Genomic DNA, 14,363 nt, shown 5'->3' with positions numbered 1-14,363 from the left:
GTATCCTTTATTTTTTTATACCATATCAACTATTGGATCTACTCTCTCCAATTTATTAAGCTCTTCTAATATTTTCTCTACCTTTATATTATTTAAAATACATGCCTTCTCTAAAGTATCAGTATGATTTCCATGGCAGAATATGCATTTCAATCCAAATGCCTCAAAAACATCTATTGCTTTTTCATGCTCATGTAATATATCAAACATTTTCATGTCTGCTGTTATTTTCATTTTAGATCATCTCCCAACTCACTAAAATATTTATATTCCTATACTTTCTTTATAGACTTCGTTCTTAGGTATATTTCTTTCTTTTGCAACCCTCTTTATAGCCTCTTTTTTCCTAAATCCCTGATTAACATAAAGGATTATATGCTCTTTTATTGTCATATCTGACCACATTGATTCTTCAATTTCCTTAATTATTTCTGAGGACATTCCTTGTACCACAATAACAAATTCTCCCCTAGGACCTTCTGAGTCAAATTTCTCTATTGCACTTTGTATACTCCCTCTATATACTTCTTCATATTTTTTTGTCAACTCTCTAGCTACTGCAATATTTCTATCTCCCAGTGCTATAAACATATCTTTTAGTAGTGCTAATAATCTATGGGGAGATTCATAAAATATTAAAGTTCTTTCTTCGGTCTTTAGTTTTTCTAGACTTTCTTTTCTATCTTTGCTTTTTGCTGGTAAAAACCCTTCAAAAACAAACTTATCTGTAGATAATCCTGATAAAACCAAAGCAAGAATGGATGCTGTTGCTCCTGGCAAAGCTATAATATCAATATTGCTTTCAACAGCTAATTTAACTAAATCTTCTCCTGGGTCTGAAATTGCTGGCATTCCAGCATCAGAAACTAAAGCTACATTCTTTCCTTTTAATATCTTATCTATTATAACTGGGCCCTTCTCCTTTATGTTATGCTCATGATAGCTTGTCAATGGTTTCTTTATGTCAAAATGGTTAAGTAATTTTATGGTATGTCTTGTATCTTCGGCAGCAATTAAATCAGCCTCTTTTAAAGTATTTAGCGTTCTTATGGTAATATCATCTAAATTTCCAATGGGTGTTGGACATATGAACAACTTTCCTTCCATATCATTTTTCAATTTTATCACTTCCATTCATTCCATATATATCATAAATTTCTTCTGTATAGGTTCCATCATCATTATAAACATAAAGAGGTTTATCAAATTTTAGTTCTGGTTTTGCAGCTTTTATTCCTTTTATCAATACAAGATTAGGCTTTGCTCCTATCTTAGGGTGAATGAATCTAATTCTTTTTGGTTCAATTTTATATTCCCTCATTAAACATAGTATATCTACAATTCTATGGGGTCTATGAACTAAAAAGAATCTCCCATTATGTTTTAAAAGTCTGCTAGATACCCTTATAATATCCTCTAAGTCACACTTTATTTCATGCCTAGATATGGCTTTCTTATCTTGAGGGTTTATCTTTCCTCCTCCTAGATTCATATAAGGTGGATTACTAGTAACTACATCAAATTTATTCACACCTAGCTTATCTAGAGAATCATTTAAATCTATATTTAGAACTTCAATATCCCCTTCTAATTTATTCAATTTAATTGTTCTTGTTGCCATTTCTGCTACTTCTTCTTGTATTTCAATACCATATATTTTCTTTATAGTATTTCTTGCCCATACTAGAAGAGGTATTATTCCAGTGCCTGTACCTAAATCAACAACAACTGAATTATTCTTAATTTCTGCAAAGCTTGAAAGTAAAACTGCATCCATACCAAAACAAAAGCCTTCAGTATTTTGAATTATTCTTAAATCTTTGATTTGCAAATCATCTATTCTTTCATTATCTCTTAGATTAATCTCTGTCATTATATCTCTCCTAAATTATTAAGACCATTATGTATTATTATATCATTTATTGAATGTTTTATAGTCCTTATACTTAATTATTTTTTATATATGAAAAAAGACCCCTAATTGGAGTCTTTCTACAATTCCTATAACATATAAGTACTATTCTGGAACTGGAGCATCTACTGGACAAACATTGGCACATGCACCACAGTCAATACATCCATCTTGATCTATAACGTAAATTTCATCTCCTGCACTTATAACATCAACTGGACACTCTGGTTCGCATGCACCACAGCTAATACAAGAATCTAATATTTTATAAGCCATCAAGTTCACCTCCTTATATGAGTAACACCATAATATTTTCCCTAATAATTTTAACATTTATTACTGTGTAATAAAAGTATTATTAATTTTTTTTTATATATTTTATGTTACTTTTTTTTCTTTCTATACATAAGTAAGTTACCCAATAGTAATATCATTATTCTTTTCTATCTTTTTTGTCGTTTTAATTCCTCTAATGAAAAAGGTAATATATCCTCTGTATCTTGATCAACCTTTATCTTTACTTTAACCTTTTCTAGTAATATATTAGTATCGACTATAATACCTTTACCCTTTGGTGTAATTACAATTTCACCAACTTCTGGCATTTTTTCAATTATTTTTTCATAGGTTTCATGCTCATATTTTAAGCAACACATTAGTCTACCACAGATTCCAGATATCTTTGTAGGATTTAATGATAGGTTCTGTTCCTTTGCCATTTTTATCGATACAGGCTCAAATTCACCTAAAAATGTGGAACAACACATAGCTTTACCACAAGGGCCTAATCCTCCAATCATTTTTGCTTCATCTCTAACTCCTATTTGACGTAATTCTATTCTAGTTCTGAAGATTGAAGCTAAATCTTTAACTAATTCTCTAAAGTCTACCCTACCATCTGCAGTAAAATAAAATATAACTTTGTTATTATCAAATGTATATTCCACGTCTATAAGCTTCATATCTAATCCATGTTCATCTATCTTTTCAAGACATATATCAAAGGCTTCTTTTTCTTTGTTTTTATTTTCTTCATGCTGGCTGGTATCTTCATCTGTAGCTATTCTAATAACCTTTTTAAGAGGTGCAACCACTTCTTCTTCTCTAATTTCCTTAGGTCCAACTACAACCAATCCAAATTCTATACCTCTAGCAGTTTCAACAATAACTTTCTCATCTAAATTTATTTCTATATCATCTGGATCAAAATAATATATTTTTCCAGCTTTCTTAAATCTAATTCCTACGACCTTAACCATCTTATACCTCCTGTATTCTCAAAAGCATAACCTCAATAGCTAACTCATAATTCACATTGGAGACTATGTTTTCCTTAGCATTATTCAATGCTTGAATTATTTCATGAATCTTTTCTCTACCTATTTTTAAAGAGTGTTGTGATAGAGTTTCTATTTTATCTTTATTTATTATCAACTGGTTATTATCTAATTCCTTAATAAAAAGTATATCTCTAAACCAAACCATCATCATATCTAGAATATCCTCAATCATTTCCTTATGATTTTGAAAAAATTCACTGATACTAAATATTTTATACTTATTACTTTTTAACGTAGTATCAATAACAGAAATAACCTCTTCTCTAATAGCCTTAAAATCTTCAGATTCTGCAAGTATTATTGCTCTTCCTATTATACCATTTGAAAATGAAGTTATAATCTGAGCTTCTTCTTGAGTTTTCCCCAGATTATTTAATAATAGACTTTCTATTTTCATACTTTCAACAGGTTTAAACTTTAACACTTGACATCTAGAAATAATAGTTGGCAAAAGACTATAACTGTTAATAACTGTCATTATAATTGTAACATATGATGGAGGCTCCTCTAAGGTCTTTAAAAAACTATTCTGAGCTTGTTGTGTCATTTTATCTATATCCTCAAGTATATATATCTTTTTATCCCCTTCATATGGTAACGTTTTTATTGACCTCTGAAGATCTTCAACCTGTCCTTTTTTGAAGCTTTCACCTTCAGCACTACCTATAAATACATCAGGATGATTGCCAGAGTCAAATTTAAGGCACGAAGAACACTGATTACAAGGCTGAACCCCTTTTTCTTTACATAGTAAAGTCTTAGCAAAGACCTCTGCCACTTTACTCTTACCAATAGCCTTTGGTCCTTCAAATAAATAACTGTGACTTACATTTCCCTTCTTTATAGAATTCTGTAATCTCTTTATTATATTCTCATGTCCTACTACATGACTATAATCCATATTATTCCTCCAAATATGCTAAAAAACTGTTTTCTATCACTATTATAGTATAGCGGGCCTTAGGCTTCAAGCTATTTAAATGTATATAACGATTTAACCGTAAATATTTTATGATAATCAAATTAAAGGCTGATTGTATCAAAACCACTAGATTAGTTAAGGGAGATACAATCAGCCTTTAATATTCTTAGAGCTTTTCATATTTGTCTACATCTACAACAAATATAGTCGCCCCTCCTACTTGTACTTCAACTGAATAAGGAGTATACACCCCTGAAGACCATGTAGTAGGTGCTGGTGACGTTGTTACTCGTTTTCTTGATTTACATGTACTTCTAATTATTTCTATTACATCGTCTATCTTTTCTTTTTCTACACCAACTATAATTGTTGTATTTCCTGACTTTAAGAAACCTCCCGTTGATGCAAGCTTTGTTACTCCAAACTTATTTTTCATAAGTTCATCTACTAATCTCCCAGTGTCTTCATCTTGTACTATGGCGATAACAAGCTTCATAAAATCCCTCCCTAAATTCTTTCAAACCTTTCAACATCTAAGGTAAATACTGTTGCTCCTCCAATTTTGGTTTCCATAGGATATGGAATATATGTGTCTCCTGTTAATGTTAATGAAGCTAAAGATGTTGTTATTTTTCTAACCTTGCAAGTGTTTTCAATTATTTTAAACACTTCATTTACCATTTCTTTCTTAACACCGATTATTAAAGTTGTATTCCCTGACCTTAAGAAACCTCCTGTAGAAGCTAATCTAGTTACTTGAAATTTATTCTTTGTTAAGTCTTCCGTAAGATGTGGCGCATCTTCATCTTGTACAATAGCAATAATAAGTTTCAATATTATACCCCCTTCATAATTTTAGAACATTGCAACTAGATATTCATCAAACTATTGGTTTTAACTATTTTAATAACAGTTCATCTACTAGTGTCTTAACTTGATTAAAAGTATTATCCAAATCTTGCTTTGCATCAATTATTTTAATTCTATCTGGATACATCTCAGTAAGCTTTAAATATCCTTTATAAACCTCCTTATGAAATTTTATGCTTTCTCTTTCTAACCTATCCTTTCTTCTTCGATGTCTTCTTCTGTTAATTGCAAGCTCAGGTGGTATATCAAAGAATAAAGTTATATCAGGCTCAAGATTCTGAGTTGCAAAATCATTTATTTCCTTTATTTTATTTATACCCAAATTTCTTCCGATTCCTTGATATACTAGGCTAGAATCTACAAATCTTTCACAAATTATTATTTTTCCTTTTTCTAAAGCAGGTAATATTTTCTGTGAAACATGTTGAGCTCTAGATGCTGCATAAAGTAAAGCTTCTGTAACCGGTGACATTCTAGTATTTTTATTATCTAAAATCATATCTCTTATTTCTTCACTTATCCTGGTTCCTCCAGGCTCTCTAGTTACTAATATATTATGTCCTTTTTCCTGTAAATATTTAGTTAATAATTTTGTTATTGTGCTCTTTCCAGAACCATCTGGCCCCTCTATAGTAATGAATAACCCCTTCATCTACATCATTCCCTTCTTTATCTTATTATCTCGATGTTTTCTAAATTATTATCTTTATATCCAAGTATTTGTATATTATTTGATCGTAAAAACTGAATATAGGTTATAATTTCTTCTGTTATAATTTCTCCTGGACATAATATAGGTATCCCTGGGGGATATGGAATCAGAAAGCTTCCTGATACTTCTCCTTTTGCTTCTGATAATCTTATAGTTTTTTTAGACCTATTAAAAGCATCATGTAATGACATATTCACATTTGGTAAAATATTAGATATTTTAGTACTAATTTTAGTATTATGATTACCATCCGCCTCTAGTTCGGAAATATTTTCTATTGCATTAGCAAGTTTGTCGATGTCTTCTTCAGTGTCCATTACGCTACATAGAGCAACACCATAAAAAGAGTCTGACATCTCAAGCTGAATATTATATTTTTTTCTAAGAATTTTTTCAACGGAACTTCCACTTATCCCTTCAATCTGAAATAATATTTTCATGGTATCAAAATCATAGATATCTTTATAATTTATTCTTTCTTGATCAAATATCTTTACTCTATCTAGTCCCTTTAGATGGGTTGTTGTTACACCTATTTTTCTAATCATTTTTTCAAGGTTTATTTTACCCTTCTCTTCCATGTAAGCCCTTGCCATATCTAACGATGCCATTAAAATATATGATGGACTAGTTGTCTGGTACATAGATATCATTTTTCTAAGTCTATCATTATCTACTCTATTTGTACCTACATGAACCATAGAAGCCTGCGTAAATGCTGGTAATGTTTTATGGGTACTTTGGATACATATATCTGCTCCTGCTTCAATTGCTGTAACAGGTAAGTTATTACTAAAATTAAAATGACTTCCATGAGCTTCATCAACAATCAATATCTTGTTATACTTATGAACAACCTTTGCTATTTCTTGAATATTACTACATATTCCATAATAAGATGGATTTGTTATTATTATAGCCTTGATATCAAGATTATTCTTTATTTTCTTTTCTATATCTTCCGCCAACACCCCAGTAAGTATATTCCATTCTTTATTATACACAGGATAAATATACTCGCTATTTAATTGATTAAAAATTACGGCATTATAAACTGACCGATGGCAATTTCTTTGTATTAAGACCGTATCCCCTGGCTTTGTAATTGCCCCTATGGACCCATATATACCTCCCGTGGTTCCATTGATAGAATAAAAGGTATTTTTTGCTCCAAAGGTGTTAGCTGCCAACTCTTGACTTTTTAAAATTATAGATTCAGGGTTATGAAGATTATCAGTCCCATCGACTTCAGTTACATCTATTTGAGGAATAAGATTTCTCCAATTTAAAAGAGCCTCTTTTCCTTTGTGTCCTGGCATATGAAATCTAACATTTTCTTCCATTATATATTTCATCAAACCATCTATAATTGGTGTCTTCATTCATTCTCCTCCTACTGTAATTATTCTACTAAATATATAAAATTCCTTTATTTAAGGAAATTGCATTCTAAAATTCAACTATAAAATCTAAAATAAAAAAGGATATAGAATTATTATCTATACCCTCCGTTCACTAAAATTTTTTAATAATTAAGCGCTATATAATCAATCCATATGTCCCTTATTGCAAGCTTATAATCCTCGTACCTTAAACCATCCATTTTTGCCTCTAACATACTGTCCACACACTGTTTACATATATGTACTCCTAGTATATGCAATCCTTTATTCTGATTGTTACTTTCCTTAAGACAAATCTTACAAACAGTAGACCCCACAAGACCATCTCCTTATTATATATTACTAGGATTATTGCCCTTATGTAATATATTATTCACATTGCATGACCAATGTTCTACATTTTTGGAAATGGTCTTTTATTTTAGTTGTCTACATATTTAGCAATTTTATCCTTAACAAGTAAATTCAAAAGTCTGCTACTTGGCTTAAATATAAATCTATATTTTTTATCATCCTTCAAAAATGCTCCTACATAAAAATTATCATAATCTTTATCACAAATAAATTTATAAGTGACTGCAACAGATTTGTCTTCTTCCATTTCTCTATATGGTTTAATACTTTCGATTTCTTCTATACCCAAATCTAAAATAACCTTTGATTTATTTCCAATTATTCGTTCAAAAATTAGTCTATTATCAGCTATTCTATAACTATAATATGCTACAATCTTGATTATTAAAAATCCACAAACAGATATTGTTGAAGCAAGAACAATAATACTGGCAATACCAGCATATTTTTCTCCCAATAAATTACAAGATGTAATTAATAAATTTAGTAATATAACAGCTCCTAAAACTATAAATACTATTTGCCAAAATGGTCTTTGCTGCCTTCTTACTACTTCTTTGAATAATCCATTCATAAGATAATATCCTTTCTCTATTTAACTTTTTGATATGCCTTCTTAACTGCTTCAGCAACTACTTCCGTTACATTTTTGTTAAACACATCAGGAATAATATATTTTTCACTTAGTTTATTATCCTGTATTACAGAAGCAATAGCTTCTGCTGCAGCTATCTTCATATCATCATTAATCTCATTAGCATTAATTTCTAAAACGCCTTTAAATATCCCAGGAAATGCTAGAACATTATTAATTTGATTATCAAAATCTGATCTTCCAGTGGCTACTACTCTAGCACCATTATCCTTAGCTATATCTGGCATGATTTCAGGTACTGGATTTGCCAAGGCAAATATGATTGGATCTTTTCCCATACTTTCTATCATGTCTCCAGTTACAATATTCGCTGCAGATACTCCTATAAAAACATCCTTACCTTTCAATATATCCCTTAGTTCTCCTGTCTCATTATTAATATTGGTGATTTCCAACATGTCCGTTTTTACCCAATTAAGATCATCTCTCTCTTTAGATATAGCTCCCTTTCTATCGCAAAGAACTAATTCTTTTATACCTACCTTATTTAAGAGCTTTGTAATTGCTATCCCTGCTGCTCCTGCTCCGTTAATAACGATCTTCATGTTTGCCAGTGCCTTATTAAGCAGTTTAGCACAATTAATTAATCCCGCAAGAACAACTACAGCCGTTCCATGTTGATCATCATGAAAAACGGGAATATCTAGCTCCTTTTTTAGTCTTTCTTCTATTGTAAAACATCTTGGTGCTGATATGTCCTCTAAGTTTATTCCACCAAAGGAAGATTTTATAATTTTTACCGTATTTACTATAGTATCTTCATCTTTAGAATCTATGCAAATAGGAAAGGCATTAACTCCTGCAAACTCTTTAAATAAAATTGCTTTGCCTTCCATAACTGGCAATGATGCATCAGGACCAATATCCCCAAGCCCTAAAACTGCACTTCCATCAGTAACTATAGCCACCATATTTCCTTTGGATGTATATCTATAAATGTCCTTTGGATTTTTTTCTATACGAGAACAAGGTTCTGCTACTCCAGGGGTATATGCCAATGACAAACTTTCTCTGTCCTTAATCTCTATTTTTGAATTTACCGAAATTTTCCCCTTATTCTTTTCATGAAGTGATAATGCTTTCTCTTTAGTATCCATTGCTTACTCCTTTAAAAATATTTTTTATAAGCTATCTCTTATGCTATCTTTGATTTTATTCCAATCTTTCTTTAAGAGGTCCATATATCTTACATCTGAATATTCTCCTCTTCTACTGTCAAAGTAGCCTTCTCTTATAATTCCTATCTCTTGAAACCCTAGTTTTTTATATAATCCTTTTGATCTATTATTATCAACCATGGTGGTTAATTCAATTTTATTAAGGTTTAAAAACCTAAATAAGAAATCTATGAAATGAAATAATGTATCCTTGCCATATCCTCTATTTTGTTCAGAAGTTTCGCAAATCTTTATTCCGAACTCACATTTTTGATTTCTTGCATCCCAATCATTATAGTTTATTTCACCAATTGGTTCTAAGTCTTCTTTCTTACAAATTATAAATCTTCTTTTTTTCGAAAACATCTTAGTTTCTTCGATCTCTTTTAAAATATTTAGCTTGATGGACTCTTTACTTTGAAGAGTTCCAAAGGGATGGGTTGCATGGGCCATCATCTCACCATCATTCCACCATTTATATAGATACTCTTCATCCCCTAATTCAAGCTGTCTAATTACAATATTCTTCCCCTCAATCATTGTATCCCCCCTTAAGCTAACAAATCAATATTATTATCTATTATATAGATTATTTCCCTTTGAATCAATCGCAACAATTAGTGGGAAGTTTTCTACATATAATTCTCTTATTGCCTCTGCCCCCAATTCTGGATATGCAATAATTCTAGATTCTTTTATACAACTGGATATTAGAGCCCCAGCTCCTCCTATTGCTGCAAAGTATATTGCCTTGTTTTCTATCATAGAGTCAATTACTTTTTCATTTCTTAATCCTTTACCTATCATACCTTTTAATCCTTTATCTAGTAATAGAGGTGTATATTTATCCATTCTATAGCTAGTTGTTGGTCCTGCCGAGCCAATCACTTCTCCTGGCTTCGCTGGGCAAGGTCCCACATAATAAATAGTAGCATTTTGTATTTTGAATGGTACGTTTTCTTTATTCTCTATTTGATTTACTAACCTCTCGTGAGCTGCATCTCTTGCAGTATATATTGTTCCTGTAAGGTAAACTCTATCTCCCGCTTTAAGATCTTTAATCTTATCAAGATTTAAGGGAGTCTCTATTTTTATTTCAGACATATTAACTCCTCCTTAAATTTCTATATTCATATGTCTTGCAACATGACAATTCAAATTTACTGCCACAGGTAGTCCTGCAATATGAGTAGGAAATACTTCAATATTTACGTCTAAGGCAGTTGTATTTCCTCCTAATCCTTGAGGTCCTATTCCTAATTTATTTATTTCTTTTAAAAGTTCTTTTTCAAGTCCTGAAATATGACTCTTTTTATTATATATTCCAATATTTCTCATTAATGCTTTTTTAGCTAATAAACATGCCTTTTCCATTGTTCCTCCTACTCCTACTCCTACAACTATTGGAGGGCATGGATTAGGTCCTGCTTTTTTTACAGTATCTATAACAAAATCTTTTATTCCCTCAATACCATCTGATGGCTTTAGCATTGCTACTCTACTCATATTTTCACTACCAAAACCCTTTGGAGCAAAAAGCATCCTTAACTTATCTCCTTCAACTAAGTCATAATGGATAATTGCCGGTGTATTGTCATTTGTATTTTCCCTTAGTATTGGATCACCTACAATGGACTTTCTTAAATATCCTTCCTTATATCCTTGCCTAACACCTTCATTAATTGCATCTGTCAAACTTCCACCTGATATTACTAGATTTTGTCCTACTTCAACAAAAAAAACGGCCATTCCAGTATCTTGACATATTGGCATCTGTTTTTCCTTAGCTATATTTGCATTTTCTAAAAGCTTTTCTAAGATATCCTTTCCTATTAGTGATTTCTCTTCTCTTAAGGACTGTTCTATTTTATCAATTACATCCTTCCCCAAGTTTCGATTAGCCGATATACACATTTCTTTTACTTTTTCAATTATAATAGTAGTACTAATCTCTCTCATTGCTTTCACCTTCTCTCAAAATAATACTATTTCCCTAATATTTATTATTTTACCATAAGATTTTCTTTTAACTAGTTGTATTTTCGCAAAAAAAATAAGCGGTGTATAAAATACCACTTATTTTACTACTCTAATTCTTCCATTATTAATTTGTCTATCTTTATTATATCTAATAGTATTATCTTTGGCCGCTACTGTAGGTCTATAATTCTTATTTGCCTTTTTAAAATTCTTAAGAATATCAAAAAATAAAATGCCTTGAAATACAATAATAGGTGTAATTAAAAAAATCATAATTATCATTTTCATAAAATCATCTCCTGATTATTGGGAAGTTAAGTGAATAGCTTGTCGAATTTTACTGTATTAATTACCTATTTTTCTTCCATTTATTATTTATTTTATCATTTTATTTCGAAAATGTCATGATTCTTTTGTAGAATTTGATATCTGTTGTCATATTTTATGAAAAAAGAGATTGTCTTAATAAGATATATATATCATTAAGACAATCTCTAAAATTTTATTTCAATATGTACCTATCACTCTTTTAATTCTATTTGAGCTTCTTCATCCTCTTGCCCTACAAGTTCAGGTTGATCTTCCTCAGTAATCAAATCAGAGCTAGATGTATCTTCTACATCATCGACTTCTTCATCTTTTATATGTGATAGGGATACAATTACCTCTTCACCATCATTTAATATTGAGAAATCTTCTGAAAACTCAACATCCGAGACTCTTAATGAGTTTCCTAACACTAAGTCAGATATATCAATTGATACAAATCTTGGTACTTTATCTGGATAGCATTCTACTTCAATTTTTTCTAGTTGCTTTTGAAGTATTCCAGTAGTATCAACCTTCTCTTTTCCATTTAGAACTATTGGTATAGCAGTATGTATTTTTTCTGAAATGTTTATCTGTTGTAGATCTAAATGAATTATACCTCCAGTTAAGCTATCTCTTTGAATTTCCTTTATCATAGCAGGATAAGAACTTCCATTAACCATTACATTAACTAAAGCATTTTCACCATGATCTTTAATAATCCTATTGATTTCTTTCCTATCGAATTCTAAAGGATAACTAGATATGTGATGTCCATAAATCACGCCTGGCACATGTCCATTTGCCCTCACTCTATGACTTGCATTACTTCCAACATCATTTCTTAAACTACAGTCTAAAAAAGTATCTGGCATAATAATCCCTCCCTTTCTATTAAAACAGTATCTCCAGTTTTGTATTTTTTTAAACTTTAGGGAGGTAAAAAAAGAGACCTTGAGTTCTAAGACTCAAAGCCCCTTTATATAGCTATATGCTTATTCTTCTAAAATACTTTTTTCAGTTTCATAAATTGGTGATTCGACTTCTTCTTCAACCTCTTCTCTAGTAGCTGAAGTTAAGGAAGCTACAATTTCACTTTCTTCATTTAATATTTCAATATTATCGTCTTTTGCTATCTCCAAATCTCCTACTTCTAATGATTTCCCCACCTCAAGATTAGATACATCTGCTGTAATAGATTGCGGGATATCTTTTGGTAAACACTGAATTTCTAATTCACTTATTTGCTGTTGAACAATGGTAGAAGATGTCTCTACCTTTTCCTTTCCTACTAAATTAATAGGTATTGCCATCTTAATCTTTTCCCCAGCTGATAATTGTTGAAAGTCTACATGTAAAACTCCCTCTTTAACAACGCCTTTTTGAATTTCCTTTATAATAGCCGAAACCTGTTCTTTTTCTAATTCTATATTAATTGTACCACTATGACCATGTCTTTTTAAAATCTTTTCAAGCTCATTATTATTTACCTTTATGGTCTTAGTTTCTTTATTATGACCATAAATTACAGCTGGTACAAAACCTTCTCTTCTCAATTTATTTGCAGAGCGTTTTCCATTTCCTTCTCTTAGCTCTACTTTTAGTTTCGGTATAGACATAATAATTCCCCCTTTAATTTTTTGTCCTATTTTTTCCTATATATATATTAAAACAGATTTTTCGGAAAATTTCAAATTTTTCAAAATATTTATGTTGTCACTTATTCTCTACATATAGCTTTATATCATCATCACAGCAATTTTAAAAATAGAATTTTTTTCCTTTTAGGATAAAAAAAAAAAGGCTCCGTTCTATTAACAGAGTCCTTTAATTTATATATTTAGTAACCAAAATATATTTAATACATGAACTGTCCAGATATTTCTCTCATGATTGGTATCATAGTTATTATACCAAGTATTATTAAAATTCCAACAACTACTATTAGAGCAATAATAGGTATGAAATAAGTTAATGTAGCCTTACCAGTACCCATTTGATAAGTTTTCTTTATAGCGATAATATTTAAGACTATCACCCAAATGGTTATCGGAATACTTATTATAGTACTTACTATATTTAAGTTTATTGATGAAAAGATTCCCAATAGAATAATACTAAATATTCCTGGAACGCTGGCAAATCCAAGGGCTGAGAACAATCCTTTACCACTTCCCTTATACCCTAGAAACTCAGAAATTAAATTATACATTCCTGTTTCTATAAAGTGAAATAGTGGATTAACTATCATAGCAAAAAATACGCCCATTACCATAAACATTGGTATCATTGACGAAAGCATTTCAATGTCGTAAGGACTTATTCCAGGCCCCATATTTGCCATTAATGTATTTCTATTTAATGTTATAAATACTGACAATACCCCTAATATAACATTTATAGAAATAGCCTGCCATATTGGTGCACTATTGGATATTTCTTCAAGTGTATCTTTTGGATTAGTAATCACTCCTATTATTCTCTTAAAAAACCCCATAAAACTCCTCCTTTATTTGTTTCTACATACTTAATAATAACAGAAGTTTACCTCTAAATCTACTATTGGATTTTTTTAACTATTTATTATTTTATTATTAACTTCAATAAATAAATACCCTATTGCTAGGCTTTTAATAGTAAGCCTAGCAATAGGGTTTAAATTAATCTTGCTAGTGAAGTTTTTACAAATTTATCTTTTGATAAGACTCCCACTTCTATAAGTGGGAGAGAAGACTTCTCTTCAGGTGGA

Annotated in this window: 20 protein-coding genes; all 20 read right to left on the bottom strand. The window is 30.6% G+C overall.

The features are described from left to right. Nucleotides 1–15 precede the first annotated feature (15 nt). The 20 genes from JMO20_RS03320 to JMO20_RS03225 all read right to left on the bottom strand — a co-directional run bounded on the left by JMO20_RS03320 (nucleotide 16) and on the right by JMO20_RS03225 (nucleotide 14,111). Nucleotides 16–234 (bottom strand): DUF1858 domain-containing protein, encoded by a 219-nt coding sequence (locus JMO20_RS03320; RefSeq protein WP_202708111.1) that lies wholly within the window; start codon nucleotides 232–234, stop codon nucleotides 16–18. Nucleotides 235–264: 30 nt separating this feature from the next. Continuing rightward, complete coding sequence (rsmI, locus tag JMO20_RS03315) at nucleotides 265–1,128, bottom strand: 16S rRNA (cytidine(1402)-2'-O)-methyltransferase (protein ID WP_424141319.1); 864 nt, start codon at nucleotides 1,126–1,128, stop codon at nucleotides 265–267. After that, nucleotides 1,109–1,873 (bottom strand): tRNA1(Val) (adenine(37)-N6)-methyltransferase, encoded by a 765-nt coding sequence (locus tag JMO20_RS03310; protein WP_202708110.1) that lies wholly within the window; start codon nucleotides 1,871–1,873, stop codon nucleotides 1,109–1,111. The genes rsmI and JMO20_RS03310 overlap by 20 nt, the downstream gene beginning before the upstream one ends. 144 nt (nucleotides 1,874–2,017) lie before the next feature. Beyond that, complete coding sequence (locus tag JMO20_RS03305; RefSeq protein WP_202708109.1) at nucleotides 2,018–2,188, bottom strand: 4Fe-4S binding protein; 171 nt, start codon at nucleotides 2,186–2,188, stop codon at nucleotides 2,018–2,020. Nucleotides 2,189–2,355: 167 nt separating this feature from the next. After that, entirely contained in the window at nucleotides 2,356–3,171 is an 816-nt protein-coding gene (locus JMO20_RS03300) for a PSP1 domain-containing protein (protein WP_202708108.1), read from the bottom strand. 1 nt (nucleotide 3,172) lies between these two features. Continuing rightward, nucleotides 3,173–4,153: a DNA polymerase III subunit delta' gene (gene holB / locus JMO20_RS03295; protein ID WP_202708107.1), complete on the bottom strand. Its 981-nt coding sequence runs from the start codon at nucleotides 4,151–4,153 to the stop codon at nucleotides 3,173–3,175. Nucleotides 4,154–4,340: 187 nt separating this feature from the next. Beyond that, complete coding sequence (locus tag JMO20_RS03290) at nucleotides 4,341–4,670, bottom strand: cyclic-di-AMP receptor (protein ID WP_202708106.1); 330 nt, start codon at nucleotides 4,668–4,670, stop codon at nucleotides 4,341–4,343. An 11-nt stretch (nucleotides 4,671–4,681) separates the two neighbouring features. Beyond that, a complete protein-coding gene (locus tag JMO20_RS03285) occupies nucleotides 4,682–5,008 on the bottom strand; it encodes a cyclic-di-AMP receptor (RefSeq protein WP_202708105.1) in 327 nt (108 codons plus the stop codon). Nucleotides 5,009–5,072: 64 nt separating this feature from the next. Further along, complete coding sequence (tmk, locus tag JMO20_RS03280; protein ID WP_202708104.1) at nucleotides 5,073–5,696, bottom strand: dTMP kinase; 624 nt, start codon at nucleotides 5,694–5,696, stop codon at nucleotides 5,073–5,075. A gap of 17 nt (nucleotides 5,697–5,713) precedes the next feature. Further along, on the bottom strand, nucleotides 5,714–7,138 hold the full coding sequence (locus JMO20_RS03275) for an aminotransferase class I/II-fold pyridoxal phosphate-dependent enzyme (RefSeq protein ID WP_202708103.1): 1,425 nt from the start codon (nucleotides 7,136–7,138) through the stop codon (nucleotides 5,714–5,716). 143 nt (nucleotides 7,139–7,281) lie between these two features. Continuing rightward, a complete protein-coding gene (locus tag JMO20_RS03270; protein WP_202708102.1) occupies nucleotides 7,282–7,476 on the bottom strand; it encodes a sigma factor G inhibitor Gin in 195 nt (64 codons plus the stop codon). A 104-nt stretch (nucleotides 7,477–7,580) separates the two neighbouring features. Beyond that, entirely contained in the window at nucleotides 7,581–8,087 is a 507-nt protein-coding gene (locus JMO20_RS03265; RefSeq protein ID WP_202708101.1) for a hypothetical protein, read from the bottom strand. A 17-nt stretch (nucleotides 8,088–8,104) separates the two neighbouring features. Continuing rightward, nucleotides 8,105–9,265 (bottom strand): NAD(P)-dependent malic enzyme, encoded by a 1,161-nt coding sequence (locus tag JMO20_RS03260; RefSeq protein WP_202708100.1) that lies wholly within the window; start codon nucleotides 9,263–9,265, stop codon nucleotides 8,105–8,107. A gap of 24 nt (nucleotides 9,266–9,289) precedes the next feature. Next, nucleotides 9,290–9,865: a GNAT family N-acetyltransferase gene (locus JMO20_RS03255; protein WP_202708099.1), complete on the bottom strand. Its 576-nt coding sequence runs from the start codon at nucleotides 9,863–9,865 to the stop codon at nucleotides 9,290–9,292. A 33-nt stretch (nucleotides 9,866–9,898) separates the two neighbouring features. Continuing rightward, nucleotides 9,899–10,429 carry a Fe-S-containing hydro-lyase gene (locus JMO20_RS03250; protein ID WP_202708098.1) on the bottom strand — a complete coding sequence of 177 codons (531 nt, stop codon included), beginning with the start codon at nucleotides 10,427–10,429 and terminating at the stop codon, nucleotides 9,899–9,901. 12 nt (nucleotides 10,430–10,441) lie between these two features. After that, nucleotides 10,442–11,284, bottom strand: coding sequence for a fumarate hydratase (locus JMO20_RS03245; protein ID WP_202708097.1), 843 nt, complete (start codon nucleotides 11,282–11,284; stop codon nucleotides 10,442–10,444). A 117-nt stretch (nucleotides 11,285–11,401) separates the two neighbouring features. Next, entirely contained in the window at nucleotides 11,402–11,593 is a 192-nt protein-coding gene (locus JMO20_RS03240; RefSeq protein ID WP_202708096.1) for a hypothetical protein, read from the bottom strand. Nucleotides 11,594–11,826: 233 nt separating this feature from the next. Then, entirely contained in the window at nucleotides 11,827–12,489 is a 663-nt protein-coding gene (locus tag JMO20_RS03235) for a 50S ribosomal protein L25 (protein ID WP_202708095.1), read from the bottom strand. Nucleotides 12,490–12,609: 120 nt separating this feature from the next. Then, a complete protein-coding gene (locus tag JMO20_RS03230; RefSeq protein WP_202708094.1) occupies nucleotides 12,610–13,233 on the bottom strand; it encodes a 50S ribosomal protein L25 in 624 nt (207 codons plus the stop codon). 239 nt (nucleotides 13,234–13,472) lie between these two features. Further along, nucleotides 13,473–14,111 (bottom strand): Yip1 family protein, encoded by a 639-nt coding sequence (locus tag JMO20_RS03225; protein ID WP_202708093.1) that lies wholly within the window; start codon nucleotides 14,109–14,111, stop codon nucleotides 13,473–13,475. Between the last annotated feature and the right edge of the window lie 252 nt (nucleotides 14,112–14,363).

It is taken from the genome of Sporosalibacterium faouarense (assembly GCF_016765695.1).
Taxonomy (GTDB): domain Bacteria; phylum Bacillota; class Clostridia; order Tissierellales; family VENL01; genus Sporosalibacterium; species Sporosalibacterium faouarense.
The sequence above is the reverse complement of the archived record's forward strand: the minus strand, read 5'-3'. Positions and strand labels throughout refer to the sequence as shown.